A 21,812-nucleotide genomic window follows, 5' to 3' on the forward strand; every position below is an offset into this window, starting at 1 on the left:
TGGTCTTATTAAACATGTAAATATTTTTTAACTAAATAAATCTATAACAAAATGATCGGAAGTATTGCTGCAATTGGTGCTGGTTTAGCTGTAATTGGTGCTGGTTTAGGTATCGGACGTATTGGTGGTTCTGCAATGGAAGGTATCGCTCGCCAACCAGAGGCTGCCTCAAAAATTCAAACTGCAATGATCATCGCTGCAGCCCTTGTAGAAGGTGTTGCTTTATTCGGTGTGGTAGTAGCTTTATTAGGTACTCGATAATTATTGCAATTAAAATTAAGCCTGCGGCGATTGGCAACAGGCTTAGTTTTAAAAGAGACATTTGACCAGATTTATTAAAAGAACTTTTTATAACCATCTTATATAATGGATTTAGTAACCCCAAGCATTGGATTGGTTTTTTGGACCACGCTTACTTTTATTTTCCTTATTCTTCTTTTGGGCAAATTTGCCTGGAGACCAATTGTGTCGGCTTTAAATGAGCGTGAGCGTTCAATTGAAGACGCTTTAAGTGCAGCTGATAAAGCGAAAGAAGAGTTAACCCGTTTAAATCAGGAAAGCGATAAACTATTAAAAGATGCGCGTTTGGAGCGCGATAAGATTTTGAAGGAAGCTAAAACCTTTGGAGATAATCTTATTGCTGAAGCTAAGCATAATGCACAAACTGAAGGCGCTAAGATGATTGCAAAAGCACATGATGAGATCAATGCTCAGAAAAATGCGGCTTTAGCTGAAGTGAAAAACCAGGTTGCCACTCTTTCTATTGAAATTGCAGAGAAAGTTCTTCGCAAGAAATTTGAGAATGCTGGTGAACAGCAAACTCTCGTTGCTGAGTTGTTAAAAGACGTAAAACTAAACTAAGACTTACGAGTTGCGAGTTGCGTGTTATTCCAATTGGTTTAACCCGTAATACGAAACCGGGAACCCGTAATTAAGAGAAATATGTCAGAAATTAAAGTTGCTTTACGGTACGCTAAATCATTGCTTGATCTTGCCATTGAACAAAACAAGGTAGAAGCGATCAACAATGATATGATGTTGCTTCATCAAACCGTTAAAGCTAATTCAGAGCTCCGTGCAGTGCTGGCTAATCCCATCGTTGCTCCCGCTAGCAAAAAGAAGATATTGAATAGCTTGTTTATTGATAAAGTAGACAATGTGACCATCACTTTCTTTAATCTGATGATTGCTAAGGGTCGCGAGGAGTATTTATATACCACCGCAAAGCAGTTTGCTGAACTTTACAATTTGCTAAAAGGAATTGTAAAGGCAGAGATTGTTTCGGCATCGGCACTTACCGACGAAAATAAAATTGAACTTATTGCCAATCTTGAGAAAGAATTAGGTAAACAAGTGATCTTAAAAGCTAAAGTTGATCCTGATTTAGTTGGGGGCTTCGTTTTAACAGTAGGTGATAAACAGTTTGATACGAGTATTGCCAAACAGTTGAGAACGATAAAAAATCAATTGGTAAGCAAGGGTTTTGTAGCTCAAATTTAATCAAGTAAAAAAGTAAAAATTATAACTAAAATATCATGGCAGAAGTAAGACCCGACGAAGTTTCGGCAATTCTACGTCAGCAATTGGCGGGCTTCAAGTCAGAAGCTGAGTTAGAAGAGATAGGAACGGTGTTGCAAGTGGGCGACGGTATCGCTCGTGTATACGGCTTAACCAAAGTTAAATCTGGTGAGCTTGTTGAGTTTAGTAATGGTTTACAAGGTGTTGTAATGAACCTTGAAGAAGATAACGTAGGGGTTGTATTGTTGGGTCCTTCAGAAGGTATCAAAGAAGGAGACACTTTAAAACGTACCACCCGTATTGCTTCTATCCACGTTGGAGAAGGTATGTTGGGCCGTGTTGTTAATACCCTTGGCCAGCCTATCGATGGTAAAGGACCTATCGTTGGTGAAACTTTTGAAATGCCATTAGAGCGTAAAGCTCCAGGGGTAATTTACCGTCAGCCGGTAAACGAGCCTTTGCAAACTGGTATTAAAGCTATCGATGCGATGATTCCTATCGGTCGTGGTCAGCGTGAGTTAATCATCGGTGATCGTCAGACTGGTAAAACAGCTGTAGCTATTGATACCATCATCAACCAAAAAGAATTTTACGAAGCCGGTAATCCTGTTTATTGTATCTATGTTGCTTGTGGTCAGAAAAACTCTACCGTAGCTAACATCGTTAAAACATTAACAGAAAACGGTGCAATGCCATATACTGTAATTGTTGCCGCATCAGCTGCTGATCCTGCTCCAATGCAATTCTACGCTCCATTTGCAGGTGCTGCAATTGGTGAGTTCTTCCGTGATACTGGTCGTCCAGCATTGATCGTTTATGATGATCTTTCTAAACAAGCAGTAGCATACCGTGAGGTATCTTTATTATTACGTCGTCCACCAGGTCGTGAGGCTTATCCAGGTGACGTATTCTACTTACACTCACGTTTATTAGAGCGTGCTGCTAAGATCAACGCAACTGACGAAATCGCTCAGCAAATGAACGATTTACCTGATTCATTAAGAGGTAAAGTAAAAGGAGGCGGTTCATTAACGGCGCTTCCAATTATCGAAACTCAGGCTGGTGACGTTTCTGCATATATCCCTACCAACGTAATTTCAATTACCGATGGTCAGATCTTCCTTGAGTCGAACTTGTTCAACGCAGGTATTCGTCCGGCTATCAACGTAGGTATTTCGGTTTCTCGTGTGGGTGGTAACGCGCAGATCAAATCAATGAAGAAAGTATCTGGTACCTTAAAGCTTGACCAGGCTCAGTATCGTGAGTTAGAGGCCTTCTCTAAATTCGGTTCTGACTTAGATGCTTCAACTAAAGCTGTATTAGATAAAGGTTCTCGTAACGTGGAAATCCTTAAACAAGGACAGTTCTCTCCACTTACTGTTGAGAAACAAACTGCAATTATTTATTTAGGTACCAAAGGTTTGTTACGTGCAGTGCCTGTAAATAAAGTAAGAGAGTTTGAAGCTGAGTTCCTTCAGGCATTAGATGCTCGTTATAAAAACGTTCTTGACTTATTGAAAAAAGGTCAATTAACAGACGAAGTAACCAACGTTTTGGAAACTGTAGCTAAAGAGCTTTCATCAAAATACTAATTCAAATTAATTCCGAGTTAAGGGTTGCGGGTTACGGAAATTAGATTTCGTAACTCGTAACACGAAACCCGAAATAAATATAAAATGGCCAACTTAAAAGAAGTACGTCTTAGAATCGCGTCTGTTAAGTCAACGCAACAGATTACCAAAGCCATGAAAATGGTTTCGGCAGCAAAATTTCGCAGAGCCACAGATGCTATTGTTCAAATGCGTCCGTATGCTAACAAGTTGAAAGATATGCTTGCTAATTTGAGTGATTCAGTTGCTGATATGGATAATGTTTTCACTCAAGAACGCGAATTAAACAACGTGTTATTGGTGGTTATCACATCTAATCGTGGCTTGGCTGGTGCTTTTAACAATAACGTAATTAAAGCCACTAACGCCCTGATAGCTGAAAAATATGCTGAGCACCAAAAGCAAGGTAAATTGCATATTGTTGCTGTAGGTAAAAAATCACAAGACTTTTATACCCGTGCAAAATTTCAGGTAATTGGTAATAATAACGAGGTTTTCAATAAGTTAAACTTTACCAATGCTTCTGCCATTGTAGAGGCCATTATGGATGGTTTCGCCGCTGGTAAGTTCGACCATGTTGAGATGATCTACAACCAATTCAAAAATGCGGCTGTTCAGATCTTAACTCACGAACAATTGTTGCCTTTACCAAAAGCTGTTCAGGATGCTAAAACAAGTAAAGTTGATTATTTGTTTGAGCCTTCAAAAGAAGAAATTGTAGAAGAGTTGATCCCTAAATCAATCCGCTTACAGTTTTACAAAGCATTGTTAGATTCACATGCTGCCGAACACGGTGCACGTATGACTGCAATGGATAAAGCAACTGATAATGCCGGTGAATTGTTAAGAAGCTTAACACTTCAATATAACCAGGCTCGTCAGGCTGCTATTACTAACGAAATCCTTGAGATCGTTTCTGGTGCTAATGCATTAGCAGAGGCATAAAACGTATAAAAGTTATTTTGATAAGCCCCGGTTCCAAAAGAATCGGGGCTTTTTGTGTATTTGATTTTTTTACATTATAGTTTAACTAGCTCCGGGTTCTCGTAAAACAATGATTTATCATTGGATATAAAGAATGTATTTTTAAAAGAAATTCTCAATCTTTTTCGATCAGTTCCTTTCAAATATTTTGATAGATTGATTAGTCCTCGATCTCCTTTTCTTAAAATTGTAGCTTCTTCCTGTTGTCCTGCTATTTTTTTAAACTGAATGGTTCTATTTTTGTCAATTATAGAAGAGTTTTCGTCAACAATATCAAAGTTATTTGAATTAACTTTGATAGGAAATTCTGCATGATTGACAATAAAGACTTGTGCATATAAAGTGTCATTTCTTTGGAAAGATTGTAATCGGAAATTCAAGCCCGAAACGGCAATTTCCTGATTGCTTAAATGCACAAATGGTGAGGTGTGTGTATGTTGACGAAGATATTCCTTTTGCTTTTCAGTAAAATAGGCGTCTGTGTTAAATTTATAAATAACAACCGCTTGTCTGTAATTCTTCTCGTATTCAGCAAAATCTTGTTCTAAAACGTTGAAATGTGCCTTAATAGGGTCGTTTTCATTCCCCACACAAACTAAAGACAAATTATAAATCGGTTTGAATTTTCCACTTTCTCCGGTCTGCATGTACAGCTCAATATCATTTATTGGTTTAAATTGAAGAATGATCAATGTATCGGTGGCTGGCCTAAGTGTGAACTGTTTTATGTCAGGGCCAATTAGTTTAGCCTGATAACCTTCCATTGTTTCCAGGTCCAGATCTTCTACATCCACATCTGTATTTCCATTGTTCTCTAATTTAATCTCAAGCAATAATTTCTGTTGTTTTAAGTCTCCTTCCAAATGTGCTGTACCATCTAATAATTTTGACTGAATTTGAACCGGATCAAAATGTAATTTGCCAACAGAAGTGTTTTTTTTATTAAAAGACGTGCAGTCTGAAAGAATAAAAAACGTAATGGCAATAACTAAAGAATGTTTCATGCTTTTGTTTATTTATTGAAAAGGGAATACCCGGTTACAAGTATTCCCTTTCAAAACTTGTTTTTAATACCCTACTTTTGACCAAACTGTATAACTGTGTGGAGGTGCTTGTATCTTCACTCTTTTATCTGCTTCAGTAGTGGGTACCCAGGTTGAGCTACCTGTATAATCTTTGATTTGGGTGCTTGCCCAATTTGAAGTAATCCATTTTTCCTGCCATGTATCCGAGTCATTTAAATAAACGATTATGCCTGGATTCCCGTTTCTTCTGGCAATATATTCATCATTGTCTGTATACAAATTGGTGGTAGATCCGCTCACGAGATTTCTGCGGATCCATATCAAATTATTAAGCCTAGTTTTTGAAAGCCATTCTTCATAATCACGGTAAAATACACATGGATACCCTTCGGCGGTAAGTATGTAAGCGTAAGCAAGGTATTTGTCATAAATAATATCCGTGTCATGATTAGCTACAAAAGTAACGGCCTTATATGGATCTCTTTTCCATAGCATGTCATCATTTAATTTGTACATGTTATTGCCATCAAAAGCTTCATCCATTTTATAATAACAGGCAAAGTCAAAAGCCGAAGAGGTGCGGTTTGTTCCATCTACCCAGCCTTTTAATACGTCTACATTGGAGTCCCAAAGCTCTCCTACGGCAAAGCCTCCAACGGCATTTACATAGTCACGAACAACCCATGCTCCGAAGCCTTTAACATAATCAAATCGCCATCCATCATATTTCATGGTGTTTTTATAATACTTTCCTACCGCATCTGTACGGAGATAGAGCCAATCTTTTACCCATTGTTTGCTATGGCACAAATCGGGAAAATCGCCAAAAGCACCTTCGTCTTTTGCATGCGCATCATTAGGGTGAAAATCATAATAGCTTCGGGAGAATTTTCCTGACAAAGGAGTGAATTTTGTCCAGGTATTGCTATTTGTAAATGGGTTGAATTCAGAAGCTCCACCGCTGTTGTGATTTATAACCATGTCGGCATATACCTCCAGACCATTGTTATGGGCAGTAGTAATTAAACTGGTTAATTCAGTGTTTGAGCCGAATCGAGTTTCGGTTGATCCCATTTGATTGTACTGGCCAAAATCATAATAATCAAAAGGATCATAGCCCATACTAAATGCCCCGTTTTGTGCCTTACTGGCTGGAGGAAGCCAGATTGACGAAAAGCCGGCTGTATTCCAAGCAGCTACTTTTCCTTTTACCACATTCCACCAGGTGCCTCCGGCTGGTACATCCCAATAAAAAGCCTGCATCATCACTGGCCCACCCAGGCCGGCGGCAGCATCTACAGCTTTCGTTTTTTTTAGGTCAGCTACTTCGGAAGATTGTTCTGGCTGAGGTAAATCATTTTCGCGTTTGCACTGACTTAAGCTAAATACCAAGCTTAAGCCAAAGGCAATCAAGATGTTTTTTTTCATAATACTGGCTGTTAAAAGATAAATTGGTTGTTATATAATTAATTAATGATAATTGGCTGTTTTATAATTAAGGATTTCTGAGTTTCGCAAACTCCTTTAATTAACATTTACCACTACTACAATCAATCTCTTTTAAGGATGTTAATCTAACATAGAATTAACTAATATAATATTTTTTCAAATTAACAAATGGTTTTTCATCGTATTAATTTTAATTAAATAAACAAGTTGTTGTTTGATAAAGCATTTATATACAGTTAGATGATTATAATAGCTAAAGCGACTTATAGCAATAATTGGCCTAAGTATCCAAATTTCATGAGGTTTATGGTTTATATTTATAAGTAGGGGTTTCTTCCAAATTATAGATTATATAAAGTTATCCTATTGAATTTCAGCTTTTAAATCTTATTTTAAAGTAAAATAGGATAACCTATGGATACAAAGAATGGCTTGCAAAAAACCTTGAGTCCATTTATGTTATGGGGGCTAGGAGTGGGCTATGTAATATCAGGTATGTATTTTGGGTGGAACCTGGGTTTGGAAAAAGGGGGGACGCTCGGAATGGCCATTGCCACTCTTGTGATTATGGCGATGTATGTTACATTTACCTTTAGCTACACAGAATTAGCTTGTGCAGTACCCAAAGCGGGCGGTGTATTTGATTATGCAGGTAAGGCTCTGGGAAAGGAGGTGGGATTTGTTGCAGGTATAGCCCAAACAGTAGAATTTATTTTTGCACCTCCCGCCATTGCATTTGCCATTGGAGCTTATTTTAATGCTTTTTTTCCTCAGATTCCAATCTTAGCCAGTGCACTGGTTGTCTATTTCCTATTTACCGCCCTGAATATTTATGGAGTTAAAGCGGCTGCTTCTTTTGAGGCAGTTATAACTGTATTGGCAGTAGGCGAATTATTATTATTTGCTGGTATAAGTGCCTCAAGCTTTAAAACTGAAAATTTTGTCAGAAATGCTTTTCCTAATGGATGGTCCGGTGCTTTTGCTGCAATTCCATTTGCCATATGGTTTTTCTTAGGAATAGAGGGTGTAGCAAATGTCGCAGAAGAAACAAAGAATCCTCAGAAAGACATTATTAAGGGGTTTGGCTGGGCCATTTTTACTTTAGTGATCTTATGCGGGTTAGTTTTCGTTTATTCTATAGGTGTTGGTGGATGGGAAACAATAGTATTCAAAAATGGCACTTCCGGCACGACTTCAGACTCTCCACTTCCTCTTGCGTTAGCTAAAATTACAGGAGATAATCATGTAATGTATCACCTCTTAATTACAATAGGCCTATTTGGTCTTATTGCTTCTTTTCACGGATTAATTCTGGCCGCTGGTCGTTCCACCTATGAAATGGGTAGAGTTCGAAATATGCCCCCTATTCTAGGCATAATTTCAGGACGATTTCAAACACCCGCAAATGCATTGTTGGGTAATATGGTCATAGGCATTATCGCATTATTATCCGGAAGGACAGGGGAATTAATTATCCTCTCTGTATTTGGAGCCCTTACCCTCTATATCATTTCCATGATCTCATTAATTGTATTGCGACGTAAGCAGCCTCAATTAGCTCGTCCGTTCAGGGTTCCATTTTATCCGTTGTTTCCCATAATAGCTTTAGTAATTGCTTCTTTCTCGCTTATTGCCATGTTCATTTATAACGTTAAGCTGGGTTTGATTTACCTCACGTTCCTCGCAATTACCTATTTGTTATTTAAAATATTCAAAACTCACAACTCACTTGTTTATGATAACACAGGAAATTCTGGATTACGTTAATCAGCATAGTTCCGGGAAAGTGAAATTAGCAGTTGCTGACATTGATGGAGTTTTAAGAGGAAAATATATTTCTACGGATAAATTTTTGTCGATTGTGGAAGGCCGTCTAGGGTTTTGTGATGTGACTTTTGGTTGGGATATTAATGACGCAGCCTATGATAATGTTCAATTTACAGGTTGGCATACCGGTTATCCTGACGCATTGGTTCAACTCGATATGAATACATTCAGAAAAATTCCTTGGGAAAATGATATTCCTTTCTTTCTGGGTGATTTTATTAATGCTGATAATGTACCTGCTGTGGTTTGTCCTCGTCAGTTGTTGAAAAAGATTTTATCTCAATGTGAACAAGAAGGCTACAAGCCCTATTTTTCACAGGAGTTCGAGTGGTTCAATTTTGAAGAAACACCAGCAAGTCTAAATGAAAAGGGGTACCGAAACCTTAAAGCGCTCAGTCCCGGAATGTTTGGTTACTCTATTCTTCGCAGTTCATTGAAAAATGAATTCATGACAGACCTTTTTGAATTGCTTAAACGCTTCCAGGTTCCAATAGAAGGTTTACATACCGAAACCGGTCCCGGTGTTTACGAGGCGGCCATCACTTATGCTGATGCGCTGGAAGCTGCTGATAGGGCAACATTATTTAAAACAGCTGTAAAAGAAATTGGCTACAAGCATGGTGTTATTGCCACCTTTATGGCTAAAATCGCCGAAAATTTACCCGGTTGCAGTGGGCATGTTCATCAAAGTTTGTGGGATTTAGAATCAACCAAGAATCTGTTTTACGAAGAGAAAGACGAACAGCAGATGAGCGGTATTATGCGAAGCTATATTGCCGGACAGCTTTATTGCCTGCCACATATCTTACCGATGATGGCACCAACCATTAATAGCTATAAACGTTTAGTTGAAGGAGCCTGGGCTCCAACTACCCTAACCTGGTCTGTTGATAACCGAACGGTGGCATTAAGGGCATTGCCCTTTAATAAAAAATCTGCACGGTTAGAAACAAGAGTCGTTGGTTCAGACGTTAATCCTTACCTGGCAATTGCTGCTTGCCTTGCAGCGGGATTGTACGGAGTAAAAAATCAACTTAAATTAAAACAACCGGCTACCGTTGGGAATGGGTATCGTGACTACTTAAATGGAACACTTCCTAACAATCTTTATGAAGCTACACAACAGATGAAAAACTCTGTGGTTGCCAAGGAGCTGTTTGGAGAAGACTTTGTGAATCATTTTACGGCAACAAGAGATTGGGAATGGCGCCAGTTCTCCAAAGTGGTGACCGATTGGGAAATGAAGCGTTATATGGAGATTATTTGACCCCTAAATCCCCTGAAGGGGACTTTGGGTCAATATAAGAAACTCTATAAATGCAAAAATGGATAAATAAAATTAATGAGGGAATAATATCAAATACTGTATAATGAATGGCTTATGTAAGAAGTATCTTCAAATTTATCAATTCGGCACTTCCTTAAAGTCCCCTTTAGGGGATTTAGGGGTAAACTCTTTTCTCTATGACTTTCAATAAAATATACCAATATAATTTCCCGACAACTATTCGCTTTGGAGCAGGTTCGGTAAAGGAACTTTCGGCTTATTTAAAAGCGAATGATTTACATAAGCCTTTAATTGTTACCGATAGTATAATTGTGCAGCTTCCGTTTTTTAAGGAAATAGTGGAGGATCTCAAAAAGCACAATATTTCAGTAGAAGTATTTTGTGATACCCATAAAAATCCAGTGAAATCAGATGTTTATAAAGGCGTTGAATTTGGGGATAACACTAGCCGCGATTCAATTATTGGAATTGGTGGCGGAGCGGCTTTGGATATTGCCAGAGCCATAGCTTTACGTGTTAATCATCGTGAAGATCTATTTAAATATGACGATTTGATAGGAGGAGATATCTATGTAACGAATGAGGTCCCTCATTTCATTGCCATTCCAACAACCTCCGGTACAGGAAGTGAAGTAGGGCGAAGTGCTATCATCGCTGATGATGAAACCCATCATAAAAGGATTCTTTTTTCTCCTAAACTAATGGCCAAAATTGTATTTGCCGACCCTTTGCTTACCATGGATCTACCGCCATTTGTTACCGCTGCTACCGGAATGGATGCGCTTACACATAATATGGAGGCTTTCCTCGCAAAAAATCTGCATCCGATTTGTGATGGGATTGCCCTGGAAGGTATTTCGTTGATCAAAGATTCATTGGAGAGAGCTACCAATAACCCAGATTTGGAGTCTCGAAGTAAAATGATGATGGCATCAATGATGGGAGCCATTGCATTTCAGAAAGGCTTAGGTGTTGTGCATTCTTTGGCCCATCCGCTTTCTTCATTATTAGATACACATCATGGTTTGGCAAATGCAGTAAATATTCCGTACGGAATGGCGTTTAATATTAAAGGGTTTGAGGATAAGTTCAGGCGAATTGCCAGGGCCTTGGATTTAAAAGAGGAAACAGGTGAGGCAGTGGTTAACTATTTGTTTGAATTAAATTCGAAGATCAACATCCCTCATAAATTACGTGACATAGGCGTTCGGGAAGAGCATATTGAAACATTATCGGATATGGCAATAGCCGATTTTGCACATCCAAATAATCCCAAACCTGTAACACGTGATGACTTTAAATCATTGTATCTAAAAGCACTATAAGCTAAAGGTTTAAAAAATGTTAACTATAGGTGTAACGGATTGCAGTAAGTACAGTAATTATAGCAACTGGATAATTTCGGGCAGTGATGATATTGAGATCATCAAGCTGAGTCCTGCAAAGGCAAACGTTGAGGATCTCAAAAAGTGTCATGGTTTGTTGCTTACCGGAGGTGAAGATGTAAATCCTAAGTTTTATAATAAGCCTGAATACAGTAGTTATTGTTATGCTGATGATGTGAATGAAATTCGCGATGAGTTTGAGTTACAATTGTTGGAACTGGCGATAACGGATAGCCTGCCAATTTTGGGTATTTGCCGAGGATTGCAGATTGCTAATGTTTATTTCGGAGGAACACTTATTCCAGATATTCCTTCATGGGGTAAACCATCTCATGCGAAACTCCAAGATGGTAGTGATCAGTATCATCAGGTACAAGTCGATGATTCTTCATGGCTATCAAAAGTATTGAACCAACAACAAGGATTGATCAATAGTAATCACCACCAGAGTGTTGATAGGGTTGGAGAGTTATTAAAGGTCAGTGCCCGCTCGCCCGATGGGGTTGTTGAAGCTATTGAGTGGAAAGAACCTGATGTCAAGTCTTTCCTCTGTATGGTTCAATGGCACCCTGAGCGTATGAACGATCAGAATAACCCTTTTGTGAAAAACATAAAAAATGCTTTTCTAACTGCTTCAAGGAAAAAATCAGTGTAGTTCATTTTGTTCTCTAAACTTACCTCTATGAATATTATTAATCCGGCTACAGAAGAAATAATTGCTGAAATAGCTGAAGATACCCAGGAAACACTCCATCGGAAGTTTGACATTCTTCAAACTGGACAGATCGCTTGGGCTCGGCAACCATTAGCGGAACGGATAAAGATTATTCTCAGTTTTTATCATTTGCTGGAAGAGGAAACAGAATATTTAGCAGGATTGCTTACCTCTGAAGTAGGAAAGCCATTAAAGCAAAGTCGCAATGAGATAAATGGAGCAAGAAATCGTATTAAATGGATGCTCAATAATGCTGAAAAGTACTTAAGCGATGAATGGATGACAATTGATGAAGGTCTAAAAGAGAAAATTACATATGAGCCTTTAGGAGTTATCTGTAATATCTCCGCCTGGAACTATCCTTATTTGGTTGGTGTAAATGTATTTATTCCGGCTTTGTTAGCTGGCAACGCGGTGATGTATAAGCCTTCAGAGTTCTCAACGCTAACGGGTATACAAATAGGTAAATTATTAAAACAAGCGGGAGTTCCTGACCAAGTCTTTCAAACAGCGCTTGGTGCAAAAACAACTGGAGAAGCTTTGCTGGATATGGATTTTGACGGCTATTTCTTTACAGGGTCTTACCAAACCGGAAAATATATTTATGAACGGGTTGCTCCAAAAATGGTTCCTTGTCAATTGGAGTTAGGAGGTAAAGATCCTCTGTATGTTGCTGATGATGTGAACGATATTACAGCAGTAGCCGCTTCAACCGCAGATGGTGCATTTTACAATAATGGACAAAGCTGCTGTGCCGTAGAGCGTATTTATGTGCATGAGCGGATTTATGATGAGTATGTTGATGCTTTTTTAAAAGAGGTGAAATCATGGAAGGTGGGATTGCCTACAGAAGATGGTGTGTACATAGGTCCGTTAACCCGAAAGAATCAATTAAGTATTCTTGATCAACAAGTAAATGAAGCTATTGAAATGGGTGCAAAACTTCAAACTGGAGGTCGTCGGTCTGATGGAAAAGGGTATTATTTTGAACCTACGGTTTTGACAGAAGTGACAAATGGGATGAGGGTAATGCAAGAAGAAAGTTTCGGTCCTATTATCGGTATTATGAAAGTGAAAGATGACGAGGAAGCATTAAAGTTGATGCAAGATACCCAATATGGATTAACGGCAGCAGTCTATTCTAATGATAAAGACCGCGCTGAAAGAATACTAGAACAAATAAATTCCGGAACAGGTTACTGGAACTGCTGCGACCGGGTGAGTGCGGCTCTGCCCTGGAGCGGCCGGAAACATTCAGGTATCGGCGCCACTCTTTCTCATCAAGGTTTTCGGGTATTTACAAAGCCTAAAGCATGGCATATGAGGGGATAATTGAAATGCCCTTGAATAATTTTATTCAATAAGCCCTGGTTCTAAAAGAACAAGGGCTTATTGTTTACAATACACTTAGTCGATCTTTCCTAATATTTTATTGCTTTTAGATATTCGTTAATTTAAATAACAAAATGACAATAAATTAAATAATGCATTGACAAAATGATAATATTTCTTAATTTGCGTTTCAATTCAATTTGTACAAAATGGAACACCTGAGTGATGCACTACTGAATGACCTGCATTTGGTTAAAGAACGGATGGGAAATTCATTCCATGATCTGGAATTTATTTTAACATGCTTGAAAGAAGTATTGGAAGAAAGCGGAGAGAAGGAACTTTCCCGTTTTATTCCGTGGATACATGAAGAAGCTCCTAAGGGTGTAGAATTTACTGTAAAGCATATCCAGTTGTATTCAATGGTATTCCATATGCTGAATTTAATAGAAGTAAATGGAGCTGTTCAGTATCGTCGTAAAAAAGAGAATGACCAACTTTCGAGCGCCAATGGCCTTTGGGCTCAAAAACTACATACGTTAAAAAATGAAGGTTTAACAGCTGGGCAGATTGCTGAAAAATTAAATACAGTTAAAGTTGAGCCAGTATTAACAGCGCACCCTACCGAAGCAAAGCGAATTACTGTTTTAGAGCATCATCGTCATTTGTACCTGCTGTTGGTACAGCGTCAGAATTCAATGTTTTCTGAGCAGGAGCAAGCCCAGATCACGGATGAGATCAAACTTATTCTTGATTCATTATGGCGCACAGGAGAGATCTATTTAGAGAAACCAAATGTAGAGTCGGAGTTACGTAATGTATTACATTACCTGACCAATGTGTTTCCAGAAGTTCTTCCTATTCTCGATCGTCGTTTAGAGCAGGCATGGGTTGATGCAGGTTTCGACTCGGCAATGATCGAAGATATACGTAGTCGTCCGAAAATTTCATTTGGGAACTGGGTTGGTGGCGATCGCGATGGTCATCCATTGGTAACTGACCAGGTTACGGCTGAAACATTAAAAACACTTCGTTTAAATGCGTTTGTTGTTATTCGCCGTTCATTGCTCGAATTGGTTCGTAAATTAAGTTTTACGCATTCATTTGAAGATGCCGATCCGGCATTGCAGCAGCGAATGCTTGAGATGCGGGCGGTCTTAGGAAAAGAAGGAGATGAAGCCTTCTTTAGAAACTCAGGCGAGGCTTTCCGTCAGTTTGTAAACTTATGTTTGGCAATGCTGCCGGTTAAAGTTAAGCGTAACCACCTGGTCGAACTTAAAGAGGGTGAGATTGGTTATAGATATTCAAAAGAATTATTGGATGATTTGGTGCTTTTAAGAGCATCGATGATTAAATATGGAGCTAAAAGAGCTGCTTTAAGTTATTTGAACAATGCAATTCGCGTTGTTGATACCTTTGGCTTCCATTTAGCAAAATTGGATGTACGTCAGAATTCGGCATTCCATGATAAGGCAATTGATCAGTTATTACAGGCAAGTGCACTGCATGGCGATAATTACGCAGATTGGACCGAAGATCGTAAACAAATGTTCTTGAATTGTGAACTTCAGTATAACCGTCCTTTCGTTCACCCTTCAATTAAATTGCAAGACAATGCCAGTGCTGTACTTAAAACGTATGACGAATTGGCAAAACATGTAGAAAAATACGGAAGTGCTGCAATAGGTTCACTCATTGTAAGTATGACCCGTAGTGTTTCTGATCTGCTTGCGGTTTATTTGTTACAACGCGAAGCCGGCTTATCAGAGTTTACCGATGAAGGCTTGGTTTGCCATTTACCGGTAGTGCCATTGTTTGAAACTATCGGCGACCTTGAGAACAGTATTGAGATCATGGAAACCTTCCTTTCTCATCCAGTTACGCAAAGAAGCTTAGCTTACCAGGGTAAACAAGCTGGTGGAGCTGATTTGGTACAAATGGTAATGGTGGGTTATAGTGATAGTAATAAAGATGGTGGTATTTTAGCCTCACAATGGTCATTGTATAAAGCACAATATGCACTTGCTGAAGTCGGTAAAAAACATGGAGTGCGTATTCGCTTCTTCCATGGTCGTGGTGGTTCAGTAAGCCGTGGTGCAGGACCTGCAAACTGGTTTATTCAGGCATTGCCTCACTCTTCGCTACAAGGCGATTTACGTGAAACAGAGCAAGGTGAAACCATTGAGCAGAAATACGCCAATAAAATGAACGCCAGCTATAATTTGGAGCTTTTATTGGCCGGAACAGCTGCATCAACGTTAAAACAACAACACACTGAAAGAAAGCCACATCCATTAGCTTCTATTTTCGAATGGATGGCTAATGAGAGCTGTGAGTTTTATGGCAAATTGATCCATAATCCAAACTTTATTCATTTCTTCAGTCAGGCTACGCCAATTGATGCGATTGAATCAAGTAAAATAGGTTCTCGTCCGGCACGCAGAACTGGAGAACGTACTTTGGCCGATCTACGGGCAATTCCATGGGTGTTCAGTTGGAATCAAACGCGTTGCAACATGACTAGCTGGTATGGTGTTGGATATACCCTTGAACGTTTGTATAATGAGCAACCCCAAGAGTTCAAACGTTTAAAAGATGCATTAAACTCAGATGCATTGGTTCGTTACGTATTCACCAATGTGGAGTCGTCACTTGATTCAACTGATGAAGAGATTATAAAAGCTTATGCAGATTTAATGACAAATCTGGACGCGAAGCAAGAAATTTTAGGCTTACTATTAGAAGAGCTTAACCGTACCAGGGAAATGTTCCTCAAACTTCAGGACAATAGCTTTGAAGAACGTCGCGAGAATAGATATCACTCCACACAATTGAGGGCAGTAGCTTTAAAGCCACTTCACCATAGTCAAATCAGGCTATTGAAACAATGGCGTGAAATGAAAAAAAATGGCGCAACTACTGCCGAAACAGAAAATATTCTGATTACCCTCCTTACTTCAATTAATGCAATTGCAAGTGCTTTGGGTACTACCGGATAAGAACCAGAATAAAGCAAATTTTACAAGTAAACAGAACGTCTTTGATTAAATTCAAGGACGTTTTTTTATTGCCAACTACGTTAATGCCGAATGAAATGATTGTTTTAATGTCAATCTTATATCATTTTTACGGTTTGTAATCTGTTGATAGCTAATTACTTGAGTTGTGTCAAGTTTTGTTTGAATATTTTTGCTTAACATTGCGGTCGCAAAAATTAACCCGATGTTAATCAACTTGAAACCCAAAAGATTCTCACCAATTCTGATCCTTGTATCAACTATTGTTATCGTATCGATGATAACGCGTACAGTATTGATTTTTCATCCTACAACTGACCTTAAAGGCTCTTATAGTTCGCTATTAGGTGTGTACGGATTAGGGCTTTTATACGATTTGTGCATGGCTTCTTTCGCCATTGTTCCTTTTGTTCTTTATTTATGGTTTTATAACGATACCGTTTATAAGAAACCGTATATCTACATTTTAGTTGGTGTTATTACTGGCTTAATCAGCATAATGCTGTTCACCGATATTATTCCTTCTGATTTTAATAAAGGTATTTTTTATGGATTTGTGGGCTATGTGATCTTGCGTCTTGCTATTTATTTGTTTCTATGGAAGAAAGATGAGGCATTTAGATTAAAATGGCGTAAATGGGTGCTAATTGTTGATTTCTTTATTGTTTGTTGGCTGTTGGTATTTAATGGAGTAAGCGAATGGTTTTTCTGGAATGAATTCGGAACACGCTATAACTTTATTGCTGTTGATTATCTGATTTATACAAATGAAGTAGTCGGCAATATTCAGGAATCATACCCATTACCAGTTATTATTACAATAGTCACACTTGTAAGCAGTGGTATATTCTGGTTAATTCGCAAACCCTTAATTCAAAGCGTTGAGGCTCATTCTCCCGTGCTGAAAAGAAGCTTAGTGGCAGTTTCCTTATTGATCACCCCATTGTTATCTTATTATATGGTTAACAGTGGCTGGAGACTTTTCAGTTCAAATACTTTTGCCAATGAACTGGCCGGAAATGGTGTTTATCAGTTCGGCGAAGCGTTTCAGAATAATCAACTTGATTATAATAAGTTTTATAAACGCTTATCTGACAAGGAAGCATTCACAATTCTTCGTAAGGAGTTAAGCGCTCCAAATGCCAAATTTGTGAGCGATGACGTTTTTAATATTGAGCGAGACGTTACTCATGATAAGCCTGAGGTAAAAAAGAATATTGTCCTGATCAGTGTTGAAAGCTTAAGTGCCGATTTTTTAGGAACTTTTGGTAATACCAAGAACATTACACCAAATTTAGATTCATTGGCGAAGCATAGTTTACTGTTTGGAAACCTTTATGCAAGCGGTACTCGAACAGTGCGCGGATTAGAAGCACTTTCAATGGGAATTGCTCCAACACCTGGACAAAGTACGGTTAAACGTCCTGATAATCATAATATGTTTACCATTGGTTCGGTTTTGCGCAGTAAGGGTTATAAAACTCAATATGTTTATGGAGGGTATAGCTACTTCGATAATATGAAAGAGTTTTTTAGTGGTAATGGGTATGAGGTGATCGACCGAAGTGCCATTCCTGCTGATAAAGTTCACTATGAGAATATTTGGGGTGTTGCCGACGAAGATTTGTTTACACTGGCAATGGAGGTTTTGGATAAGAATAGCAAAGAAGGAAAACCATTTTTCACCCAGGTAATGACTGTCAGCAACCATCGTCCGTATACTTATCCTGATGGACGTATCGACATTCCATCGAGCAAGCAAACAAGAGATGGTGGTGTAAAATATACCGATTATGCCATTGGTAAGTTTATTCGTGAAGCTTCTCAAAAGCCATGGTTTAATAATACAATCTTTGTAATTGTTGCCGATCATTGTGCTTCAAGTGCAGGAAAAACTGATTTGCCGGTCAACAAGTATCATATTCCATGTTTAATTTATGCCCCCGGATTTATTCAGCCTAAGGTTGAAAACCGTTTGATGGCGCAAATAGATATTGCTCCAACTTTGCTTGGCTTGCTTAACTTAAATTATCGTAGTAAGTTTTTTGGTAAAGACTTATATCAAACCACGGTAGGCGAAGAGCATGCTTTTATCAGCACCTATCAAAGTTTAGGGTTAATAGAGAATGATACATTATCGGTTCTATCTCCGGTAAAACGATCGGAGCAGTATATCCCAAATTTCAAAGATGGTAGCAAACTTCAAAAAGTAACCAATGATCAACATCTGAAAGAAACGGTGGCGTTTTATCAATGTGCATCGTGGATGCTGGCCAATAAGAAATATAATGCTTTGTAATAAAAAAACGTCTCGGTTTAACCGAGACGTTTTTTTATTTTTTTACTTCCGTATCAGGTTCAAACTTTAACGATACCGAATTAATACAGTAACGGTCCCCCGTAGCGGTTGGTCCATCGTCAAATACATGTCCTAAGTGGCCTCCGCAATTTGCACAAGTCACCTCTGTGCGAATCATTCCAAAGCTGACGTCTTTATGATATTCTATGGTGCCAGGAATAGCTTTGTCAAAACTTGGCCAGCCACAATGCGAATCAAACTTGGTGCCTGATTCGAAAAGTTTTGCACCACAAGCCGCACAGTGGTAAGAGCCCTTTTCATAAAAGTTTTCGTACTTGCCGGTAAAAGGTCTTTCTGTTCCCTTTTGACGCAATACCGTGTACTGTTCAGCACTAAGCTCTTTTTTCCATTCTTCTTCAGTTTTTTGAACTTTATAGGTCATTTTTTTATCCTCCGATTTTGAATCCGAACTTTTTTGCTGAGCACAAGCCGTTAAACAGCTTGCCATTAGCAGAAATGCAGATACTAGGGTAATTCTAACTGTTTTCATTGTACCGAATCTTAAATTCAGTTATAGTTACGAAACGAAGAGCCGTTCGGTTTTGTTTTTAAGAAATAGCAAGTAAAATATTACAATAGAAGCTATTTTTCTAGCTGAGGTAGTTTACTGTTGCTTACGATGGCCTTAAGTTCAGGGTTGTTCGCCAGCTCCTGTTTTGCAGCCAGATAGCCCATTTCAAAAATTTGGTCAGTGCGTTTAACATGAAACAGACTTGTGCCCCCTAAGCCTTTAGGCTCAATGATAACGTTGCATAACGACTTTTTGCTATCGGTTCGGGCGTTAAGGCTGATAATTACAGAGCGTTCAATAATTAGCTTAATGCCACTTACTGCGTCAATTTTTTCGAGATGATTACAGCATGACCCAATAATAAAATCGCAATCATCCATGATCACTTCAACCGGGAAATTATCCAATAACCCTCCATCAACGTATACTTTTCCATCAATTTCAATTGGTTTGAAAACCGCTGGAATACAACTCGATGCCTGAATGGGTTTAATTAATTCTCCGGATGAAAAATAAGCTATACGGGCGTTGCCAATGTCGGTGGCGGCCACCACTAATGGCGTTTTCAGTTCTTCAAAAGTTTTGGGAAGAAACTGTTGATAGAGGATATTGGTGTTTTGCAGCGAAAGCAATCCAAAACCTTTAATGGTGGGTTTTATATACCTGAAAAGGTTGGTGACCTTAAAAGTGTGGAGTATATAATCGGGATGGTAACCATTGGCTAAAAATGCACCCACAATAGCTCCTGCACTTGTTCCGGAGATTTTTGAAAACGATATTCCTTCTTCGTACAACGCTTTTACTACTCCTAAATGAGCAATTCCGCGGATACCTCCGCCCGACATTACCAAACCAATTTTCATATGCTGCTATTTTCAGTCGCCAGTTTTCAGTCCAGTCATCGGTCATTAGCTTTCAGGCTTTTGTGTACTGTCTAAGTACTGCCGACTGGGTATCGTTTACTTCGGTTTATATTTCGACTCTTTAAGTATTTTCTGGCTGTTGGTTTCGTTCATTAATTGTGCCAGAGTTACTTCCGGATGCTCTTCCATGTATTTGCGAACAATCTGCCAACCGGTCCATACGCCCAGCATAGGCGCAGAGTCATTTTCCAGTCCAGAGGTGAAAGGGGCATCGTTCAAGTATTTTGCATATTTCAATTCATCTGTTGAATATAAAATACCTTGAGCCATGAAATCTGTCCACATATCAGCTTTATAAGTATTGCACCAGTCAATTTGTTTTTGAGAGAAGCCAATTTTTGCACTATCTGCCACATCCGGTAAGGTGCTGTCTAAAAAGTACAAGATCTTACCGTTGAAAATCATGCGATGCAACAGCGTTTTATCGCTTTCATCCATTGGGAACTGCTGTTGTGCAAATGCTTTTAAGGCAAACGGAACAATATGATCTTTGTTTAGCTTTCGTTGAATGAAATATGGAAGGTTAACATTTTTCGATTGATAAAAACGGTAGCCGCTGCCCATAAACATATCAAGCTCAATTGCCAGGGTATTGTTTACGGTATTGGCACCTAATTGAAAATCGGCAATATAGGTGAGTAACTTAGGCGTTTGCTGCTTTGGGAAATAATAGTTATAGTATTTAAAGGCAGTGGTAAACTGTTCTTCAATGTCATTTAAATTAGGGTATACTGAATCCACATCATGCTTTAGGAGTGTAAAGTCGCGATTAGATTTAATCATTGAGATCAACTGCAGGTTGTTCGTGTCAACCGGATCGGTGTTTCTTAAAATATTGCGAAAATAGATTTGGTAAAAATCGGGATACTTTGCCTTTAATTGAGCAGCCGATTGTACCAGGTTTGCAGTATCAACGTTAAACAAATCATGGTCAAAACGGTCAATTTTGACTGAAAGATTGATGTTTGAGATGTCAGGATGTCTTTTATCATTTTTACAGCTAAACAGGCTTAATATGGACAGTAGGCAAATGATCACAATCTTTATCTTCGGCATAAAATATTTTGGTTTCAATTAATGCTGGCAAAGGTATTTAATAAAGTGAAAAGTACGATTTAAGAAATATGATTTTCTAATCAGTTGTTGAGAAGCCAAATTGTTATAAAACAAGAACAAACGTTAATATTTATAAAATAGCTATGTATAAAAGAACATTTTTGATTATTGGGTTGATATGCATCGGATTTATGAGCAAAGCGCAAAATTTTGACCTTGGGTTAAAAGTTCATCCTTTATTTGGTTGGATGAAACCTGGTCAGGGCTCGAATAGTGGAGTGTTAACAGGTTTTTCTTATGGCCTTATGGGTGATTTTTATGTAAAAGAGCGCTATGCTTTCAGTACCGAGTTTGCGATTACTAGTATGGGAGGAACAGTTGTAGAGGGCGACTCACAAAATGGAATTGAAACAACCTATAAATTAAAATATATTGAGATCCCGCTTTCAATGAAACTTAAAACGAATAAAGTTGGCCAAGGTCAGTTCTACGGGCAGTTCGGATTTGTGCCCGGATTTAATATTGGGGCTAAAGCGAATGGAACTGAAACGATCAATGGTATTTCCACCGATTTTGATGATAAAGATGTTGAGGACAATATCAATGGAATGCGCTTAGGATTGCTGATTGGTGGTGGTTATGAGTATTATTTTGATAATAGTACGCGTTTGGCCTTGGGCCTTAGTTTTAATAATGGCTTTACAGATGTTTTTGATGCTGGCAAAGCTACAAATTCCTATATGGCGCTTAATCTGGGTATTTTCTTTTAGGACGAAGAATTAAACATTCATCCTTAAAACCTTTTTATCTTTG

At 38.5% G+C, this 21,812-nt stretch carries 18 protein-coding genes; 13 read left to right on the plus strand and 5 right to left on the minus strand.

Features of this window, described 5'->3' with window-relative positions; all coding sequences use genetic code 11:
- Positions 1 to 51 precede the first annotated feature (51 nt).
- The 5 genes from atpE (at position 52) to atpG (ending at position 4,073) form a co-directional block, all read left to right on the plus strand.
- Positions 52 to 261, plus strand: coding sequence for an ATP synthase F0 subunit C (gene atpE / locus NF867_RS11610; RefSeq protein ID WP_103790345.1), 210 nt, complete (start codon positions 52 to 54; stop codon positions 259 to 261).
- 105 nt (positions 262 to 366) lie between these two features.
- Complete coding sequence (locus NF867_RS11615) at positions 367 to 861, plus strand: F0F1 ATP synthase subunit B (RefSeq protein ID WP_252588167.1); 495 nt, start codon at positions 367 to 369, stop codon at positions 859 to 861.
- A gap of 81 nt (positions 862 to 942) precedes the next feature.
- Positions 943 to 1,500 (plus strand): ATP synthase F1 subunit delta, encoded by a 558-nt coding sequence (gene atpH, locus NF867_RS11620; protein WP_252588168.1) that lies wholly within the window; start codon positions 943 to 945, stop codon positions 1,498 to 1,500.
- A 35-nt stretch (positions 1,501 to 1,535) separates the two neighbouring features.
- Positions 1,536 to 3,110, plus strand: coding sequence for a F0F1 ATP synthase subunit alpha (gene atpA / locus NF867_RS11625; RefSeq protein ID WP_252588169.1), 1,575 nt, complete (start codon positions 1,536 to 1,538; stop codon positions 3,108 to 3,110).
- A gap of 84 nt (positions 3,111 to 3,194) precedes the next feature.
- The gene (atpG, locus tag NF867_RS11630; RefSeq protein ID WP_252588170.1) at positions 3,195 to 4,073 is read left to right on the plus strand and encodes an ATP synthase F1 subunit gamma; all 879 of its coding nucleotides are present in this window, start codon (positions 3,195 to 3,197) and stop codon (positions 4,071 to 4,073) included.
- A gap of 74 nt (positions 4,074 to 4,147) precedes the next feature.
- On the opposite strand, the gene NF867_RS11635 is transcribed toward atpG, so the two are convergent.
- Both NF867_RS11635 and NF867_RS11640 read right to left on the minus strand, forming a co-directional pair.
- Complete coding sequence (locus NF867_RS11635) at positions 4,148 to 5,116, minus strand: hypothetical protein (RefSeq protein WP_252588171.1); 969 nt, start codon at positions 5,114 to 5,116, stop codon at positions 4,148 to 4,150.
- 63 nt (positions 5,117 to 5,179) lie between these two features.
- Positions 5,180 to 6,565 carry an alpha-amylase gene (locus tag NF867_RS11640; protein ID WP_252588172.1) on the minus strand — a complete coding sequence of 462 codons (1,386 nt, stop codon included), beginning with the start codon at positions 6,563 to 6,565 and terminating at the stop codon, positions 5,180 to 5,182.
- 435 nt (positions 6,566 to 7,000) lie between these two features.
- On the opposite strand from NF867_RS11640, the gene eat reads away from it, so the two are divergent.
- From eat to NF867_RS11675, 7 genes are all read left to right on the plus strand, one after another.
- Complete coding sequence (gene eat, locus NF867_RS11645) at positions 7,001 to 8,353, plus strand: ethanolamine permease (protein WP_252588173.1); 1,353 nt, start codon at positions 7,001 to 7,003, stop codon at positions 8,351 to 8,353.
- A complete protein-coding gene (locus NF867_RS11650) occupies positions 8,322 to 9,680 on the plus strand; it encodes a glutamine synthetase family protein (RefSeq protein ID WP_252588174.1) in 1,359 nt (452 codons plus the stop codon). The genes eat and NF867_RS11650 overlap by 32 nt, the downstream gene beginning before the upstream one ends.
- Positions 9,681 to 9,877: 197 nt before the next feature.
- Positions 9,878 to 11,026, plus strand: a complete 1,149-nt coding sequence (locus NF867_RS11655) for an iron-containing alcohol dehydrogenase (RefSeq protein ID WP_252588175.1) — start codon at positions 9,878 to 9,880, stop codon at positions 11,024 to 11,026.
- Between the two features lie 16 nt (positions 11,027 to 11,042).
- Positions 11,043 to 11,741, plus strand: coding sequence for a gamma-glutamyl-gamma-aminobutyrate hydrolase family protein (locus NF867_RS11660; protein ID WP_252588176.1), 699 nt, complete (start codon positions 11,043 to 11,045; stop codon positions 11,739 to 11,741).
- Between the two features lie 27 nt (positions 11,742 to 11,768).
- The gene (locus NF867_RS11665) at positions 11,769 to 13,133 is read left to right on the plus strand and encodes an aldehyde dehydrogenase family protein (protein ID WP_252588177.1); all 1,365 of its coding nucleotides are present in this window, start codon (positions 11,769 to 11,771) and stop codon (positions 13,131 to 13,133) included.
- Positions 13,134 to 13,342: 209 nt separating this feature from the next.
- Positions 13,343 to 16,132: a phosphoenolpyruvate carboxylase gene (locus NF867_RS11670; RefSeq protein ID WP_252588178.1), complete on the plus strand. Its 2,790-nt coding sequence runs from the start codon at positions 13,343 to 13,345 to the stop codon at positions 16,130 to 16,132.
- A gap of 235 nt (positions 16,133 to 16,367) precedes the next feature.
- A complete protein-coding gene (locus NF867_RS11675) occupies positions 16,368 to 18,449 on the plus strand; it encodes an LTA synthase family protein (RefSeq protein ID WP_252588179.1) in 2,082 nt (693 codons plus the stop codon).
- A 34-nt stretch (positions 18,450 to 18,483) separates the two neighbouring features.
- Here the strand turns inward: NF867_RS11675 and msrB are convergent, their stop codons facing one another.
- The 3 genes from msrB to gldB all read right to left on the minus strand — a co-directional run bounded on the left by msrB (position 18,484) and on the right by gldB (position 20,999).
- Complete coding sequence (gene msrB / locus NF867_RS11680) at positions 18,484 to 18,999, minus strand: peptide-methionine (R)-S-oxide reductase MsrB (RefSeq protein ID WP_252588180.1); 516 nt, start codon at positions 18,997 to 18,999, stop codon at positions 18,484 to 18,486.
- A 92-nt stretch (positions 19,000 to 19,091) separates the two neighbouring features.
- On the minus strand, positions 19,092 to 19,883 hold the full coding sequence (locus NF867_RS18395) for a patatin-like phospholipase family protein (protein WP_279640076.1): 792 nt from the start codon (positions 19,881 to 19,883) through the stop codon (positions 19,092 to 19,094).
- Positions 19,884 to 19,979: 96 nt separating this feature from the next.
- On the minus strand, positions 19,980 to 20,999 hold the full coding sequence (gene gldB / locus NF867_RS11690; protein ID WP_252588181.1) for a gliding motility lipoprotein GldB: 1,020 nt from the start codon (positions 20,997 to 20,999) through the stop codon (positions 19,980 to 19,982).
- Between the two features lie 191 nt (positions 21,000 to 21,190).
- Between gldB and NF867_RS11695 the strand changes: the two genes are divergently transcribed.
- Positions 21,191 to 21,769 (plus strand): porin family protein, encoded by a 579-nt coding sequence (locus NF867_RS11695; RefSeq protein WP_252588182.1) that lies wholly within the window; start codon positions 21,191 to 21,193, stop codon positions 21,767 to 21,769.
- Positions 21,770 to 21,812 lie beyond the last annotated feature (43 nt).

Source organism: Solitalea agri, from assembly GCF_023914155.1.
GTDB classification, from domain to species: Bacteria; Bacteroidota; Bacteroidia; order Sphingobacteriales; family Sphingobacteriaceae; genus Solitalea; species Solitalea agri.